Genomic DNA, 17,091 nt, shown 5'->3' with positions numbered 1-17,091 from the left:
GCGCTGACTCAGGGGCAGTGGTTCAATGTGGCGGATTTCATTGATCCGGTGATCAGTGCGCAACTGGCGTTGGTCGGCGTGGCGGGCTGGGTTGCCGGGTGATTCGGAAACGCCCGGGAGAGAATTTCCGGGCGTTTGAATGGATGCCACTAAACAGGCCGGCAGCATTTCCCTGCTGCCGGCCTGTCGTCGTTCTATTACTCGATATTCTGGATCTGCTCACGCATCTGTTCGATGAGCAGTTTCAATTCCATTGCCGATTGCGAAACTTCGGTGATCGCCGACTTGGAGGCCAGGGTATTGGCTTCCCGGTTGAGTTCCTGCATCAGGAAATCGAGGCGTTTGCCCGAGGCGCCGCCAGCCTTCAGAATGCGCTCAACTTCGTCGAGGTGGGTTGAGAGTCGGGAGAGTTCTTCGGCCACATCGATGCGCGTGGCGAAGACGGCAATTTCCTGCAGTACGCGTTCATCGCTGGCGTTACCCAACGCTTCGGTCAGGCGTTGGCGCAGTTTTTCTACGTAAGCGGCCTGGGCTTCCGGAATGCGCGGTGCAACGTCTTGCACGATGCCGCGCATTGCTTTTACGCGGTCAACCAGCGTGATGGCGAGTTTTTCACCTTCCCGGCCGCGGGTGGCAGTGAAGTCATCGAGTGCTTCCCGGGCCAGCGCCAGGACTTCCACACCCAAAGCGGCAAAATCAATGCCCTGTTCGCCGAACATGCCGGGCCAGCGCAGCACTTCATTTACCGATAGCGGTGCAGCTTCAGGGAGCACTGTGCTGACTTGTGCGCCGAGGTGGCGCAAGGCGTTGAGCAATTCGTCATTGATTTTCAGTTGCTCGGATCGTGCTGCCGCCGCGTTGAATGACAGACGGCATTCCACCTTGCCACGCGAAAGTCGGCTTGCCAGCAATTCGCGCAGTGGCATTTCGAGGGCGCGCAAATCTTCTGTAATGCGAAAGTGGAAATCAAGATAGCGGGAATTGACGCTTTTTAGTTCCAATTGCAGCGTTCCGCGCTCAAGATCGCGCGTTTTAACTGCATATCCGGTCATGCTGCTAATCATCGGGGGTTCGTCTCCAGCTTTACAGGTCGGACAACACGCCCGACAATGCCTGTTGGTGCATCATAACCGCGAGATCAATGGCGCAACAAGCCAACCACCCGCTGCCCGGGGGCCACAAACTGGAAGAGTACACGATAGACCGTCAGCTTTCGCTCGGCGGCTTTTCCATCGTCTACTTGGCCAAAAATACTGAAGGCATGCAGGTGGCGATCAAGGAATATTTGCCTAACAGCCTGGCGCTGCGTGGCAAGGGGGATATCAAACCGGTTATTTCGGAAGATCATCTCGGCGCTTTTCGCTACGGCATGAAATGTTTTTTCGAAGAAGGCCGTGCGCTGGCCAAGCTGTCGCATCCCAACGTGATTCGCGTTCTGAATTTCTTCCGTGCCAATGAAACGGTTTACATGGTCATGGAATATGAGCGGGGGCAAACCCTGCAGGAATTCATTCACCGTCATCACGGGCATGTTTCGGAACGTTTTATTCGTGGTGTCTTCACCCGCATGTTGAACGGCCTGCGCGAAGTGCATTCACATAAACTGCTGCATCTCGATCTCAAACCATCGAATGTTTATCTGCGCGCCGATAATTCGCCAGTCCTGATTGACTTTGGCGCTGCAAGACAGACTTTGGCCAGTGACCAACCGGTCCTCAAGCCGATGTACACCCCGGGTTTTGCCTCGCCTGAGCACTATGGCAGTCGCAAGGATCTTGGGCCCTGGAGTGACATCTACAGTGTCGGTGCATCGATGTATGCCTGTCTTGCTGGCGTACCTCCCCTGGCGGCCGACGAGCGCTTGAAAAGAGATACCTTGACGCCGGCTATGGTGCGTTGGGAGGGGCAATTCTCGGATCGTCTGCTCGAAATCATCGACTGGTGTCTGAATCTCAATCATCTGTACCGTCCGCAAAGTGTTTTCGCCTTGCAGAAAGCATTGGTCGCGGATATCCACCCACCCAAAAATACGCCGAAAGATGGCTGGATCGGGCGATTCGTCAATAAATTCAGGAGTCCGTCGAGATGAGATTCACGATTTACCAGGACAGCCTCAAAGGCGGTCGGGAGAATAACGAGGACCGGACAACCTATTGCTACTCGCGCGATGCCTTGATGATGGTCATTGCTGACGGGATGGGTGGGCACCATCATGGTGAAATTGCGGCACAGATTGCCGTACAAAGTTTTGCCAATGCCTTTCAGGGCGAGGCCAAGCCCAGGCTTGGTGATCCATTCCTGTTCCTGCAGAACGGGATGAAAAATGCGCATCGGGCCATTCTGGATTACGCACTGAGCCACCGCATGGGGGATTCTCCGCGCACGACCTGTGTTGCCTGCGTTATTCAGGACAACGTTGCTTACTGGGCGCATGCCGGAGATTCCCGCTTGTTCCTGATGCGTAATGGCCGGGTATTTGCACAGACCAAGGATCATTCGCGTATCCGTCTGCTCGTTGAAGAAGGCTTGGTGAGTGAAGCCCAGGCCGCACATCATCCGGATCGCAACAAGATTTATAGCTGCCTGGGTGGGCCGGCTACCCCGGAAATCGATTTTTCCCGCAAGACGCCGCTTGAGCATGGCGATGTCTTGTTGCTGTGCACCGATGGTTTGTGGGGCGTGACTTCCGGCGAGATGATGGCCGTCACCCTGAAAGAGGCAAATCTCTTGCAAGCCATGCCGATGCTGATGGCGCAAACCGAAATCAAGGCCGGGCCGCACGGCGACAACCTGTCGGCGGTCGCCGTGCGTTGGGAAGACAACTATGTCGAGGCGCTGAGCAGCGTGATTTCTACCCAGACCATGGCGATGGACGAAGTGACGACGCGACTCGACGAGTTCGGGCGCAATCCGAGCTACAAAAGCGAATTGTCCGATGAAGAAATCGAAGCGGCCATCGAAGAAATTCGTACCGCCATCGACAAATACAACCCGAAGAAATAAGGAAAACCCCATGCGTCCCAGCCAACGTCAGCCGGATCAACTCCGTGCCGTGAAAATCACCCGCAATTTCACCCGCCATGCCGAAGGCTCGGTACTGATCGAGATGGGCGACACGCGCGTGCTGTGCACCGCCTCGGTCGAAGAAAGCCTGCCGCCCTTCCTGCGCGGCAAGGGGCAGGGCTGGGTCACCGCCGAATACGGCATGTTGCCACGCGCCACGCACACCCGCAGCGCGCGCGAAGCGGCCAAGGGCAAGCAGACCGGCCGGACCCAGGAAATCCAGCGGCTGATCGGCCGCAGCCTGCGCGCCGTCACCGACCTCAAGGCCCTCGGCGAACGCCAGATCACCCTCGACTGCGACGTCCTGCAAGCCGACGGCGGCACCCGCTGCGCGTCGATCACCGGCGCCTGGATCGCCCTCTACGAAGCCTGCGACAAGCTGGTGCAGGCCGGCAAGCTGCCGGCCAACCCGGTCAAAGACCACGTCGCCGCCATCTCCGTCGGCATCTACCAGGGCAGCCCGGTACTCGACCTCGACTACCCGGAAGATTCCAACTGCGACACCGACATGAACGTGATCATGACCGGCAAGGGCGGCATCGTCGAAGTGCAGGGTACGGCCGAAGGCGAACCCTTCACCCGCGAACAGATGAACGTACTGATAGACCTCGCCCAGATGGGTATCCGCCAGCTCGTCGCCGAACAGCAAAGCGCGCTCGCCAGCTGAACCTTTTTTCGTGAAATCCTGCGGTCGACCGCAGGATTTCCTCATTTTCCGACGCCCTGATTTCTCTCGCCATGCAAAAACTCGTCCTCGCCTCGAATAACGCCAAGAAGATGAAGGAACTGAACGCGCTGCTCGCGCCGCTCGGCTTCGAAGTCATCCCGCAAGGCCAGCTCGGCATTCCGGAAGCCGAGGAACCGCACTGCACCTTCGTCGAAAACGCCCTGGCCAAAGCCCGCCACGCCGCCCAGCACAGCGGCCTGCCGGCGCTCGCGGACGACTCCGGCCTGTGCGTCAAGGCGCTCGGTGGCGCCCCCGGCGTGATCTCCGCCCGCTATGCCGGCGAACCGAAATCCGACGCCCGCAACAACGAAAAACTGCTCGCTGACCTCGCCAGCCAGAGCGACCGCCGCGCCCACTTCGTCAGCTGCCTGGTGCTCTGCCGCAGCGCCGACGACCCGCAGCCGATCATCGCCGAAGGCGAATGGCACGGTGAAATCGTCGACCAATACCGAGGCGACGGCGGCTTCGGCTACGACCCGCTGTTCTTCGTCCCGGAGTTCGGCCAGACCGCCGCCGAACTCGACGCCGAAACCAAGAACCGCGTCTCGCACCGTGGTCGGGCGATGCAGAAGCTGATCGAGCGACTGCCGGAACTCTGAACCCAGCCTCCCGGGCTTGTCCCGACAACTTCAGCACCGGGCCAGCACCCCTCCGACAAAAATTTTTAACATGAGCCCACTCTCGTGTTAAAAATACGGCGTTTTCTTAACACGACAAATCGCTCGTGTTATCCCGCCACCTGAATCCCGGAGTCTCGCCATGAGCCTGCAACCGAATTACCGGATTCCCGAACTACCGCCGGCCGGTGTCGATTTCCAGACGCCCGAGCTACTGCGGGCGCTGGTGGCGGCGCATCGGCACCTGGCGGAACTCAAGGGCTGCGCGGCCAGCATCCCGAACCAGACGATCCTGATCAACACTCTGGCACTGCAGGAAGCCAAGGCGAGTTCGGAAGTCGAAAGCTACGTGACGACGCAGGACGAACTGTTCCAGGCCGACCTGCACATCGCCGAATGGATTTCGCCATCGGCCAAGGAAGTCGCCCGCTACCGCGAGGCGCTGATGCACGGTTACGAACGCATGCGCCAGCAGCAAGGCATCCTCGGCAACGGCACGCTGATTTCGATGTTCCAGTTACTCAAGAACAGCAGCGAGGCTTTTCGCACCAGCAGTGGCACGGTGCTGAAGAACGAGCGCACCGGGGCAACCGTGTTCGTCCCGCCGCAGGATGGCAGCACCGTGCAGATCCACATGCAGGCGCTGGAGCGCTTCATCAACGACGACGCGGGCGACGATCTCGACCCCATCGTCAGGATGGCGCTGATCCATCACCAGTTCGAGAGCATCCACCCGTTCAGCGACGGCAACGGCCGCATCGGGCGGATACTCTGCGTGCTGCATCTGGTCCAAGCCGGCCTGCTCGATTCGCCAGTGCTCTATCTGTCACGCTACATCAACCGCAACAAGGGCGAGTATTACCGCCTGCTGCAAGCAGTGCGCGACGAGATACCCAACACCGAAGCCTGGCAGGCCTGGGTGAAGTTCATGCTGCTGGGCGTCGCCGAAACCGCCCAGCGCGCCGTTCGCCTAGTCGGCGACATGCGCAACCAGATGGCGGAAACCAAGCGCCGCATGCGCAGCGAATTGCCCAAACTGTATTCGCAGGACCTGCTCAACAACCTCTTCCGCCACCCGTACACGCGCATCGAGTTCGTCCAGCGCGACATCAACGTCACCCGCCAGACCGCCGCCCGCTATCTGCGGCAACTGGCGGACGCCGGTCTGGTCCGCGAACATAGCCAGGGCAAGCACCTGTATTTCATCAATGCCCCCCTGATCGACTTGCTGAGCCAGGAAGAGGCCGAATGAACACTTTCGTAGACTCGATCAGGCGCCAACCAACATGAATATCGGACACCAATCAGCCCCGTCGCGCTTGCCAACAGCGGAGACCCTGACCGTCGAGTTCAAGAGCGACCGCAAGCGCCTGCCCGATGATGAATTGGTGGAAGCCCTTGTCTGTCTAGCCAATACCGAAGGTGGCGAACTTTGGCTGGGCGTCGAAGATGATGGCACCGCCACCGGATTACATGTGGCCCACCATAATCTCGCCAGCTTGCCGGGCCTGATTGCCGCCAGAACCTCCCCCTCCCTGGCGGTGGCGGTCGAAGCGTTGGAGATCGCAGGCATCCGCGTGGCACGCATTGCTGTGCCCAAGGCTGTCTCCGAGGTCGCGACGACGGCCGGCACCTATTTGCGCCGCCGCATAAAGCAGGATGGCTTGCCCGAATGTGTGCCGATGCTGCCCCATGAACGAATCAGTCGCGCATCGAGTTTTGGTTTGACGGATGTATCGGCCCTACCCGTGCACGGATGCTCGCTGGCCGACTTCGACCCACTGGAGCGTGAGCGTTTGCGTCAGGCCGTGCAGCAATACGGTGGCGACCGGGTGTTGCTGGATCTGGATGAAGAGGCGCTGGACGGCGCTTTGGGCTTCACCCAGCGACAGGCAGATGGAAGCCGGGTGCCCACGCTGACGGGTTTGCTTTTGATTGGGCGGGAGTCGGTGCTGCAGCAGCGGGTGCCTACCCATGAACTGGCATTTCAGGTGCTGGCGCAACAAGCGGTGCGTTACAACGAATTCCGACGCTTTCCCTTGCTCAAGGCCATGGATTGGCTGGAAACGAACTTTCGCCCCTATAACCCCGAACAGGAATTGCAGGTGGGCTTGTTTCGGGTGCCCGTCCCGCTGGTTGATATGGCAGCGTTTCGTGAAGCGGTGGCCAATGCACTGATTCACCGCGACTACCACCGGATGGGCGCAGTGCATGTCCGCCTGGAGGATGATGCCCTGGTGATTAGCAATCCTGGCGGTCTGGTCGACGGGGTGACCTTGGCCAATTTGCTGGTCACTGAACCACGTCCGCGCAACCGCGCCCTGGCCGATGCCATGAAGCGTATCGGTCTGGTGGAGCGCTCAGGACGTGGCGTGGACACGATTTATCGCGGCATGCTCAAGTTTGGTCGCCCGCCGCCTGACTATGGCCGCACGGATGCACAAAATGTGGTGCTGCAGTTGCCTACAGTACCTGCCGACGTGGCTTTCCGCCGCATGGTGGTGGATATCGAACGCCAGCGCGGCGCGGAACTGCCAATTGACTCGTTGATTGCGCTGGGCGCCTTGCGCGAGTTCAAGCGCGTGTCGGCAGAGGCTTTAGCGCAGCATATCCAGCGCGATGCAGCATGCGCCAAACGTACACTGGAGGCGTTGACTGAAGCGGGATTGGTCGAGGCACATGGCAACACCCGTGGGCGTAGCTACACCTTGTCGGCTTCGGTTTATTCGGTGGTGAGTGACAAGGCGTCCTATACCCGCCAGGTGGGTTTTGGCCCGATTCAGCACGAGCAGATGGTGCTGAGCTACATTCGACAGCATGGTCAGATCAAGCGGGCAGAGGTGATGGATTTGTGTCGCTTGACGGAGGGACAGGCCAAGGAATTGCTGCGCCGTCTGGTCGTTGCCCAAAAGATCGATTTGCGTGGTGCCGGACGGGCCTCAGCATACGTCGAGTACGTCAATGCTGAACAGGCGTGATCCTTGAAATCGGATGGAATCGGATGGAATCGGATGGAATCGGATATTTATTGGATCAAACTCGATCACACCATCCACGATTTTTTCGGCCATCCCGCGACATCCGTAACGACTAGATAACCCCATGACCCCAGCCCGCACCATCCCCATTTTTCCCGAAATCCCACGACCACAGAATCAAAAGCTGGCCCTAGGGTCGACCGCAAAAAACCCCGAAAATCCGCTCGAATTCCGCAAATCCCCAGTCCTCTCGCTCTACGTCCACATCCCCTGGTGCGTGCGCAAGTGTCCGTATTGCGACTTCAATTCGCACGAAGCCGGCGCGACGATCAACGAGCGCGAGTACGTCGATGCGCTGATCGCCGACCTGCAGTCGGCGCTGCCGCTGATCTGGGGGCGGCCGGTGCAGACGGTGTTCTTTGGCGGCGGCACGCCCAGCCTGCTGTCGGCGGGCGCCATCGACGAGCTGATCGGCGCCTTCCGGGCGCTGGCGATGTTGTCGCCGGAGGCCGAGATCACGCTCGAAGCCAATCCCGGCACGGTCGAGGCCGGCAAGTTCGCCGGCTTTCGCGCCGCCGGGGTCAATCGGCTGTCGCTCGGCATCCAGAGCTTCAACGACGAGCACCTCAAGGCGCTCGGCCGCATCCACGGCAGCGCCGAAGCCAGGCGCGCGGCGCAACTGGCCGGCGAGCACTTCGAGCGCTTCAACCTCGACCTGATGTACGGCCTGCCTTATCAAACACAGGAGCAAGCGCTCACCGACATCGACACTGCGCTGTCCTTCGCGCCGCCGCACCTCTCCTGCTACCAGCTGACGCTGGAGCCGAACACGCACTTCGCCGCCTTCCCGCCCGATCTGCCCGAAGGTGACCTGTGCGCCGACATGCAGGAAGCCATCGAAGCCCGGCTGGCCACCGCCGGCTACGCCAACTACGAGACCTCGGCCTTCGCCCAGCCCGGCCGACAGTGCCTGCACAACCTCAACTACTGGCATTTCGGCGACTACCTCGGCATCGGCGCCGGCGCCCATTCCAAGCTGACGCTGCACGACCGCGTGCTGCGCCAGATGCGCCACAAGCACCCCAAGGCTTACCTGGAAAACATCCGCGCCGGCCGGCCGATCCAGGAAGAACACAACGTCGCCGCCGCCGAACTGCCCTTCGAATTCATGATGAACGCGCTGCGCCTGGCCGACGGCTTCGCCCCCAGCCTGTTCGAATTGCGCACTTCACGACCGTTGACCGCAATATTGCCGCAGTTGAAGGCAGCCCAGGCCGACGGCCTGCTCGACATCGGCCCGGAAAAGATCGCGCCGACCGCCAAGGGCCGGCGCTTCCTCAACGTGCTGCTGGAACGCTTCCTCGACGATGGCCAGTGAATCGGCCGGCCGCCTGCCCGACACCGTCCTCGCCGCCTGGCAGCACGAAGTCGCGGCGGCGGAACTGTCGCCGGTGCTGCCCGACGGCTGCCAGGACCTGATCTGCCGGATCGACGCCGGACAACAGCCACACTGGTTCGTCAGCCCCTTGGCCACCGCCGCCGAACAGGTCGCCAGCCCGGGCGACAGCCGTTACCTGGGCTTTCGCCTGCACCCTGGCACGCGCATCGACGCGACCGGCCTGCTCGCTGCGGTTGCCACCCGGGCGCCCGACGCGCGCAACGAAATCGGCAATCTGCTCGCCGACTTCACCCGGCGCGACCCGGCAACGCAGGAAATTCTCGCCACCCTGGCCGAAGTCGCCACGCCGGCCGCCGCGCGGCAACGCCTGGGCATCCGCGAACGCACGCTGGAAAGACTGTGCCGGCGCGACACCGGGCAAACCGCCGGCTTCTGGATTGCGCTGGCACGCGTCCGCCGCGCCGCCGTCGCCATCGACAGCGAACTGCCGCTGGCCGACATCGCCGGCCTCTGCGGCTACGCCGACCAGGCCCACCTGAACCGCGCCTTCCGCCGCTGGTTCGCCGCCTCGCCCGCGCAATTCCGCCGCTCGCCGCAACTGCTGTCGCTAGCCCGCGCCAGCGGCTTCGCCACCGACCCGATCTAGCCGCCGACCGCCGTACACAGTTCGACGAGGTAGCCCTCGTGATCGGCCACATAAGCCACCGTCTGCCCCCAGGGCATCGCCTCCGGCGCCTGCACCAGGCGCGCACCGGCCGCCAGCGCGCGGTCGACCGCCAGCGCGACATCGTCGCAAACGAAAGCAATCTCGAAACAGGGCGCGCCGCTATCGGGCGCCGACGGCTGCTTGCCCAACTGGCGCATCAGCGCCCGCGACGAAAAGGCGAGCGCCGTGCCGCCGGTATCCAACTCGCCGAAATCGCCGCTCTCATGCAGAAAGCGCACGCTCAGCCCGAAGGCGGCAATGTAGAAGTCGAGCGTCCGGCGGACATCGTCGACGTAAAGGATGGTGTAGCCAAATTTCATCTTGCCGTACTCCGCAAAAGGATGGAGACGGCATTGTCGCAGCGCCCGCCGCCCGCGTCTTGAACGAAACCGACAGGCGCCGCGTAGCGTTCAACCGAACAGCCCGCCCTTCTTCAACATGCCCAGCCCCTGCGCCAACAGATCGCCACCTTCCGGCAGCTTGCCGCCCGGCGTCAGTTGATCGACCAGCCCGGGCAGAATATCGGCCAGCCCGTTCGACACCTCCTGCGGCGCCACACCAGCCTGCCCGGCCAGCTTGCCGATGAAATCGCTGCCGAGCACCGAACTCAACTGATCGCCCGACACCGGCAGATTCTTGCCGGTCGACACCCAGGAATTGACGATCTCGCCCAGCCCGCCCTGCTGAAAAGCCTGCACCAGACCGCCGAGGCCACCCGGATACTGATTGACCAACTGCATGGCCATGTCGGCCAGCCCGTTACCCTTGCCACCGAGTGCATTGGCGGCCAGCCCGCCGACTACCTGATCGAGAAGACCCATGATTTGCTCCTGAGGAAAAAAGCTCATCGTACCGGGATGGGGTTGGGCGGCGGGTTAAGAATTGTGATGGCAAGGGATGGGGGCATATAGAAAGCAGCCAAGTTCTATATTTCAAGGTCTGCTCTTCGGCCGAAGCGGCCGGTCACGGCAGTAACCGAATACGTCCGCTCAAGGCTAATTGCAATCACTCAGAACAACAGGGTTTAGCGGCTGTTTGAGGCGATACCTGTCTTTCGAGGAGGCGGGGTTACATCAAATTCATATCGGTGCAACAAGGTAAAGAGGGCAAAGTTAGGTCAGTGCGGACAACTATGCCCAGTCACTGAAGCCGGCGTCCCTGAAGCGCTTGATTAGTTCTGCCTTTGTTGTGTTTGGCAGCGCTACCACCAACAGATCTCTCGCTCTCGTCAGGCCAACGTAGCCGATCCGCCCGTCCTCGTGGACCGGCCCGGCAAGAAGCTTGGACACGTCGATTGACCGCAGCAAGTACAAGACGGCATCAATGCTCTGCCCTTTCGCCTGGTGAACAGTCCTGACGGGGGAAAGTGGCACGGTCGAGGTGGCGAGGTCCTGGGACCACAGCGGTTCTTCGGTCAGCTCCCTTGACGTGACCCCGTACCCCCACTTCGCGATGCACACCAAACCGTATTTCGTTTCCAGCGTCGTCAGCAGCGGCGGTAGATTGGCCTTCAACTTCGGGAGCCAGTCACTTTTGGCGTTCAATGACGCTGGCGGAATACCCGCCGCAGGCGTCCTGAGGAAAGCCCAGATAATGCGTCGCACGGCTTTTGCCAGAGGGTCATCGGTGCCGCTCAGCACCGCGGCCCTGAGGGTCGACGGAGGTCCGTCTAGCAACCTAAACACGCCGTCAACTGCGTGGGTGAAGGCGTCCGCGATGTCTCCGTTTCGATCACGGCTGAAAGCCGCACGCGCGAAGTGCTCTGTGGCTCCCTGACCCCAGCTATCCCCAGATCCCGCGATGAGCGACACGGTGTCTCTGGCTCTGCAGAGTACCGCGGCCGAGTCGTACGCATATCCATGGTTGGCAAGTATTTCAGCAAACGTCGCCCGGACCTTGAAGAGTTCTTCATTCTTGTAAGTCATCAGATACGGCCCACTCTTGCGACTCGGGACGGGTCTGGCAGAGAAGTATGTCGTTCCGCTCAGCTTGTTGGTCACGTCCACCAGCGACTGGATCGAGCGATGGTTCTCCGACAGCGTTTCCTTCTGACCCGTGACCCCAGGATCAAAACTGCGCAGGAAGCTGCCGTCAGCGTGGGCGAACTCGTAGATAGCCTGGTTGGGATCGCCTACAAGCGAGACGGTCACCCCTTCCGCGATGAGTAACTCCAGTAGGCATCCGTGTACGCTTCCGATGTCCTGTGCTTCGTCGATCAGGATGTAGGGGTAGCGCTGCGCAAGAATTTTGAGCAATTGCGGCCGATCCACTAGCGTGTTGATTGCCCAGTAGCGTCCAAGTTCGTGCGTATAGGCGCCGGCCTTGCCCAATTTGCCAATCGCAGCGAGCGCGGTGGAATCGTTAACGGGAACAGCGTTACCGCGCATGGCTGTGTTGAAGAAATTCCATCTGGTCCCGTTCAAGACGGCGGAAAGGAACCGGATTTCCTCGTTGAATTTCCCGTTGTAGAAGGTGAAACCTTTCAGAAATGGTTCGTGACCATTCACTAAGTACGGTCTTCGAACGCACTGCATCGTTGACGCTGCGTGGGGTGACAGGATGTGCGACGTCACGAAGGCGTCGACCGTGCATATAAGCACTCGGCTAGACAATCCATGCTGCCCTGCGGTCAACTTCGCGTATTCAGCTCGAAACGTTTCGACCGCGACATTCGAGTATGACAGCAGAGCCACATACTGCCGGGAGGCGCCAAGCTGCCGGCGGATTTCAGCGAGCCTTCGTACAGCCGTCGCCGTCTTTCCGCTGCCGGCGCAGGCAATGACGCGCTGGCTAACGAGGCCTGCCTCTATGATCAGCTTCTGCTGTGGAGACGGGGAAAATTCCGATGTCATGGCTCTGTCACGTACGCCAATGCATCGGAAATGTAGGTCGGCGTTGTGAAAGAGACCGCTGGATCAGCGATGATGGCCGCAAGAGCCTGCGCAAACTCGCCCTTCTTAACGTTGCCGACAGTCGGGCCGCGATCAAACATTCCGCGAAATAATTCGCGCGGCTTGTCTGCGGCAGCTGCCGCATCGACTTTGACTTGTAGATCTGCGGCAATGCCAGGATGGATATCCGCCAAGGCCGTCAGCATGTGCGTCTGGTTCGCAGGAAGCAGCGCCAGATCGTATTCCAGCGTGCGGGCGGCGAAGAACGTCTTGATGTGGGTGTTTGCAAGCTTGGCAATCGCCGTTGCTGCCGCAGACATTGTCGGCGTAGCCCCTAGGACCGGATAGCCTGGTGCGTCAGCGTCGCTCAGAATGGCAACTCGGATTGGGATCGCAGCGCTGCCGAAGAGCGGAGCGAAGCAATCGAAGTTCAGCCCTTCTGTGCTCAGGATCGTCACCGAGTGCTCACGCAGCTTGATGCTCATCTTGGCTGCCATGGCTTCGACCAGAAAGCGCTCGGCCGCTCCTTCGACGAGGATGAGCCGGCGCGCAAAAAACAAGTCCGCACGCGTCACGTCGAGGTAGCGCTGGAGCTTCTCCTTCTTCTTTGGCAGGAAGGTGGCTTCCCTTGGGAAGAAGGCGCCAATCTTCCCTTCGCCCTGATGCAGGCAGGTCAACGAATCGAGCTTTGCCGCACTAGCGAAATGTGGAGAATGGCTTGTGACGAAGACTTGAACTGGCTTTTGTCTTGGTACAGGTGCTTCGATAGCCTGTAGATGATCCAGTAGCACGACCTGCAACTGAGGATGCAGGTGAGCTTCAGGCTCTTCGACAATCAATGCCTTGTAGGCTGCATCTGGATTCAGGGCCAACTCGCTCAGAACAACCGCCATGTAGATCAGGTTGTTGTACCCCAGCCCGTTCTGCTCAATGTCGAGGCCTTCGACTGCAAGCGCCAAGCGCGCGGCCAGCCGCTGAAACTCGGGTGGTGTCAGGCCAATTTTCAGTACCTGTTTGAGTGTCGAGCCAAGCATCGTGACATGGCGAGTCTCAATCGCAGACTGGGTCTTCGCTACGGGCTTCTCGACTTCGAGCTTCTCTTCAAATTTCTTTAGCAGCTCGACGAGCTCTTCCTTCTCGCTGTCGCTGGCGAGCCGATCGATAAGGCGTGCGAGCTGGCTGCTGCGGCTGGGCTTGAGTCCGGATGCCGGATCGCGTAAGGGTGGCAGATACACCGCCCGGAGATCTTCGAGCATCTCTGTAGTAATGCTGTTCTCTTCATGATCGCCGCACCAACGTTTGGGACGCATGCGGCCGGTCGTTCCGTTGGTGTTGTACCGTACCCACAGATGTGCCTCGTACTTGTCGGGGGCACCAGGTGCTGCCAGCATTGGCTTCAAGGCCGGGAGAAAGTCCGCCTCTTCATCCAGCGTGAGGTCCCTGAACACATAGTGAAAGGTGATCTCGGTGGCGGCGTGTCCACCCGATGCATGGAGGTCGTAGGCATCGACTCTGAGAGCCCCTTCTTCCGCAGTTGTGAGCAATGCGCGTAGTCCATCCACCACCGCAGTCTTGCCGACGTTGTTGGGACCTACTAGCACATTTAGTCCTGGCCTGAACCGAAGATTGAGCTCTTCTACCCGTCGGAATCCTTTGACATTCAAGGCAGCCAAATACATTTATTCTCCCTGTTGAAATATAACCTTGGCGAGTTTCATGCCGGTTGCCCAAGTCATGCCTTTGGGATGCACATTCAGGCTCAGATAATGATAGCAGGTCGGTTCTCAGTGGTCCGTCACGCACCTCCCAGTAGCGACAAAATGCACTTGTCAATAATCAGCAACAGCATGCGAAAAGCGTGAACGTATTGCCAGTATCCGCACTACACAGCGGCCGTTCATGAAATCCAGCTCCACCGTCCGCTTCGGCCGAATTACAGCCCCCCAAAAAATCACTAGACGACCGGTCTAATCAGGCGCATCATTGCTTCCCATGAAAACCCGTCACGACAACACCCGTCAGCACATCCTTGAAACCGGCCAGCGCATCATCGCCGGCAAGGGCTTTGCCAGTGTCGGGCTGACCGAAATCCTGAGTTCTGCCGGCGTGCCCAAGGGGTCGTTCTACCATTACTTCGAGTCGAAGGAGCAGTACGGGCAGGCGTTGCTGGAGGATTACTTCGCGCGCTACCTGGCTGATCTCGATGCGCTGTTCGCCGCCGAGGCGCTGAGTGCGCAGGAGCGGCTGGCGTGCTACTGGCAGCGCTGGCTGGACAAGCAGGCGGCGTGTGCCGAACAGCAGTGCCTGGTGGTTAAGCTCGGGGCCGAGGTTGCCGATTTGTCGGATGCGATGCGCGAAACGCTGCGCGAGGGCACCAGCCAGATTGTCGACCGCCTTGCCCGACTGATCGCAGCAGGGATCGCCGATGGCTCGATTCCTCAGTTGGCGGCACGCGACACGGCGCAGACGCTGTACCAGTTGTGGCTGGGCGCCAGTCTGTTGGGCAAGTTGAACCGCAATGCCGAAGCCCTGGAGAACGCCATGCAATTCACCCGCCAGTTACTCAGTCGCTGATTTCCCAAGGTCGTCTGCGGACGGCCATTTTTTGCCGCATAACATTAGACGACCGGTCTAATCAATTCCAAGGAGTTCCTGCATGACCACCCTGTTCGATCCGATCCAGATTGGCGACATCGCCCTGTCCAACCGCATCGTGATGGCGCCGCTGACACGCAATCGCGCCATCGCGGGCAACCTTCCCGGCCCGCTGACTGTCGAGTATTACCGCCAGCGCGCGACGGCCGGCCTGATCATCGCCGAGGCCAGCCCGATTTCGCCGATGGCGCAGGGCTACCTCGACACCCCGGGCATCTGGTCGACCGAGCAGGTCGCTGCCTGGCGCCTGGTCACCGATGCCGTGCATGCGGCGGGTGGCAAGATCGTGCTGCAGTTGTGGCACGTCGGCCGCATCTCGCACGTCTCGCTGCTGCCGGATGGTGCTGCGCCGGTGTCGTCCACCGACCGCGTTGCCGAAGCCAGTACCTTTACCAGCGAAGGTTTCGTCCCGGTTTCGACGCCGCGTGCATTGCGTGACGATGAACTGCCAAGCCTGGTCGAGGATTACCGGCTGGCCGCGCGCAACGCCATCGCCGCCGGTTTCGACGGCATCGAGATCCACGCCGCCAACACCTATCTGCTTGAGCAGTTCCTGCGCGACAGCATCAACGACCGCAGCGGCCCGTACGGCGGCAGCATCGAGAACCGCGCCCGGCTGTTGTTCGAAGTGGTCGACGCCATCGTCGGCGAGATCGGCGCCGGTCGTACCGGCATCCGCCTGAGCCCGCAGACCACCTTCACCGCGCCGCTCGACAGCAACCCGCAGGCGCTGTACGGCTATGTGATCGACAAGCTGGCACCGTACGGTTTGGCCTACCTGCACATCATCGAGGGCGAGACCGGTGGCACGCGTACGCCGGACGGCACCGCTTTCGACTACGCCGCCGCCCGCCGCGCCTACAAGGGCGCATGGATGGTCAACAACGGCTACACCGGAGAACTGGCCAGCAAGGTCGTTGCCGATGGCGCGGCTGATCTGATCGCTTTCGGTCGCGGCTTCATCGCCAACCCGGACCTCGTCCGCCGGCTGCGCGATGATTCGCCGATGAACGAGCTGCGCGCCGACAAGCTGTACGGTGGCGGCGCCGAGGGCTACACCGACTACCCGGCACTGGCGTAAGCAACAACCCCGGGCGCGACGGTTTCCGCCGTCGCGCCAGACAGAGAACACCATGACTTCCTCCGACCGCTGGCGCCCCATCCTGGCGCTGATCGTCCTTTCCTCGATCTGGGGCTACACCTGGGTCCTGGCCAAGCACGGCCTCGAATACTCGCCGCCCTTCGCCTTTGCCGCCGAGCGCTGCATCGGCAGCGCCGTGGCGCTGTTCATCGCGCTGCGCCTGACCGGCCGCCGCTTCACACTGGTCGCCCCCGGCCCGACGCTGGGCATCGCGCTGACCCAGGTTGCCGGTTTCATGATCTTCCAGACCTGGGCGCTGGTCGAAGGCGGCCCGGGCAAGACGGCGGTGCTGATCTTCACCATGCCGATCTGGACGCTGCTGCTGGCCTGGCCGATCCTGGGCGAACGCATCCGCGGCACGCAGTGGGTCGCCGCCGCGTGTACGCTAATCGGCCTGCTGCTGATCATCGAACCGTGGGAAATGCACGGCAGCCTGCTCAGCCCGGCGCTCGGCATCTGCGCCGCGATCTGCTGGGCGATCGGGACGATCCTGGTCAAACGCCTGCGCGGCCAGACGCCGGTCGATCTGCTGACGCTGACCGCGTGGCAGATGGCGCTCGGTTCGATCCCGCTGCTTGTGCTCGCGCTGGTCATTCCCGAGCGGCCGACCGACTGGACCTGGAGCTACGCCGGCATCCTCGGCTTCATGTCGATATTCAGCACGGCGCTGTGCTGGTGGCTGTGGATCTACATCCTCGACCGCGTGCCGGCCTGGGAAGCCAGCCTGTCGGTGCTGGGTACGCCGGTGGTCGCCATCCTGTCGTCGCGGCTGACCTTCGGCGAAGCCTTCAAGGGGTAAGCGCCCGGCAAACTCATCTGTAAATTGACGCGCTAGACCGCGAAGATCGTGTCCCCTTAAAAACGATGGTGGACACTTTCGATGGAAATCCAGAAGCCAAGTCGGCGCCGGCGGC

16 protein-coding genes are annotated in these 17,091 nt (G+C 60.9%); 11 read left to right on the top strand and 5 right to left on the bottom strand.

The annotated features are described in order from the left end of the window. Positions 1-197: 197 nt before the first annotated feature. The gene (locus tag RCI20_RS15375; RefSeq protein ID WP_306607022.1) at positions 198-1,064 is read right to left on the bottom strand and encodes a YicC/YloC family endoribonuclease; all 867 of its coding nucleotides are present in this window, start codon (positions 1,062-1,064) and stop codon (positions 198-200) included. Between the two features lie 77 nt (positions 1,065-1,141). On the opposite strand from RCI20_RS15375, the gene RCI20_RS15370 reads away from it, so the two are divergent. From RCI20_RS15370 to RCI20_RS15335, 8 genes are all read left to right on the top strand, one after another. Then, positions 1,142-2,089, top strand: coding sequence for a serine/threonine-protein kinase (locus RCI20_RS15370; protein WP_306607020.1), 948 nt, complete (start codon positions 1,142-1,144; stop codon positions 2,087-2,089). Next, entirely contained in the window at positions 2,086-3,003 is a 918-nt protein-coding gene (locus RCI20_RS15365) for a PP2C family serine/threonine-protein phosphatase (RefSeq protein WP_306607018.1), read from the top strand. The genes RCI20_RS15370 and RCI20_RS15365 overlap by 4 nt, the downstream gene beginning before the upstream one ends. A 10-nt stretch (positions 3,004-3,013) precedes the next feature. Continuing rightward, entirely contained in the window at positions 3,014-3,730 is a 717-nt protein-coding gene (gene rph / locus RCI20_RS15360; RefSeq protein ID WP_306607016.1) for a ribonuclease PH, read from the top strand. 71 nt (positions 3,731-3,801) lie between these two features. Continuing rightward, positions 3,802-4,389 carry an RdgB/HAM1 family non-canonical purine NTP pyrophosphatase gene (gene rdgB / locus RCI20_RS15355; RefSeq protein ID WP_306607014.1) on the top strand — a complete coding sequence of 196 codons (588 nt, stop codon included), beginning with the start codon at positions 3,802-3,804 and terminating at the stop codon, positions 4,387-4,389. Positions 4,390-4,549: 160 nt separating this feature from the next. Further along, entirely contained in the window at positions 4,550-5,659 is a 1,110-nt protein-coding gene (locus RCI20_RS15350; RefSeq protein ID WP_306607012.1) for a Fic family protein, read from the top strand. Between the two features lie 34 nt (positions 5,660-5,693). After that, on the top strand, positions 5,694-7,385 hold the full coding sequence (locus tag RCI20_RS15345; protein WP_306607010.1) for an ATP-binding protein: 1,692 nt from the start codon (positions 5,694-5,696) through the stop codon (positions 7,383-7,385). 124 nt (positions 7,386-7,509) lie between these two features. Further along, positions 7,510-8,763, top strand: coding sequence for a radical SAM family heme chaperone HemW (gene hemW / locus RCI20_RS15340; protein WP_306607008.1), 1,254 nt, complete (start codon positions 7,510-7,512; stop codon positions 8,761-8,763). After that, positions 8,753-9,430, top strand: coding sequence for an AraC family transcriptional regulator (locus RCI20_RS15335; protein WP_306607006.1), 678 nt, complete (start codon positions 8,753-8,755; stop codon positions 9,428-9,430). The genes hemW and RCI20_RS15335 overlap by 11 nt, the downstream gene beginning before the upstream one ends. Here RCI20_RS15335 and RCI20_RS15330 read toward each other — a convergent pair. The 4 genes from RCI20_RS15330 to RCI20_RS15315 all read right to left on the bottom strand — a co-directional run bounded on the left by RCI20_RS15330 (position 9,427) and on the right by RCI20_RS15315 (position 14,060). Continuing rightward, complete coding sequence (locus RCI20_RS15330) at positions 9,427-9,810, bottom strand: VOC family protein (protein WP_306607004.1); 384 nt, start codon at positions 9,808-9,810, stop codon at positions 9,427-9,429. The two genes, RCI20_RS15335 and RCI20_RS15330, sit on opposite strands and share 4 nt — an antisense overlap. Before the next feature lie 90 nt (positions 9,811-9,900). After that, complete coding sequence (locus tag RCI20_RS15325) at positions 9,901-10,311, bottom strand: YidB family protein (protein ID WP_306607002.1); 411 nt, start codon at positions 10,309-10,311, stop codon at positions 9,901-9,903. A gap of 309 nt (positions 10,312-10,620) precedes the next feature. After that, on the bottom strand, positions 10,621-12,342 hold the full coding sequence (locus RCI20_RS15320; RefSeq protein ID WP_306607001.1) for a UvrD-helicase domain-containing protein: 1,722 nt from the start codon (positions 12,340-12,342) through the stop codon (positions 10,621-10,623). Next, positions 12,339-14,060 (bottom strand): ATP-dependent endonuclease, encoded by a 1,722-nt coding sequence (locus tag RCI20_RS15315; RefSeq protein WP_306607000.1) that lies wholly within the window; start codon positions 14,058-14,060, stop codon positions 12,339-12,341. The genes RCI20_RS15320 and RCI20_RS15315 overlap by 4 nt, the downstream gene beginning before the upstream one ends. Positions 14,061-14,373: 313 nt before the next feature. Between RCI20_RS15315 and RCI20_RS15310 the strand changes: the two genes are divergently transcribed. From RCI20_RS15310 to RCI20_RS15300, 3 genes are all read left to right on the top strand, one after another. Further along, entirely contained in the window at positions 14,374-14,955 is a 582-nt protein-coding gene (locus RCI20_RS15310) for a TetR/AcrR family transcriptional regulator (RefSeq protein ID WP_306606998.1), read from the top strand. Between the two features lie 82 nt (positions 14,956-15,037). Continuing rightward, on the top strand, positions 15,038-16,117 hold the full coding sequence (locus RCI20_RS15305; RefSeq protein ID WP_306606996.1) for an alkene reductase: 1,080 nt from the start codon (positions 15,038-15,040) through the stop codon (positions 16,115-16,117). A gap of 52 nt (positions 16,118-16,169) precedes the next feature. After that, positions 16,170-16,976: a DMT family transporter gene (locus RCI20_RS15300; RefSeq protein ID WP_306606994.1), complete on the top strand. Its 807-nt coding sequence runs from the start codon at positions 16,170-16,172 to the stop codon at positions 16,974-16,976. Positions 16,977-17,091: the final 115 nt, after the last annotated feature.

The organism is Azonexus sp., assembly GCF_030824335.1.
GTDB lineage: Bacteria > Pseudomonadota > Gammaproteobacteria > Burkholderiales > Rhodocyclaceae > Azonexus.
This window is presented reverse-complemented; position numbering and strand designations above follow the sequence as displayed.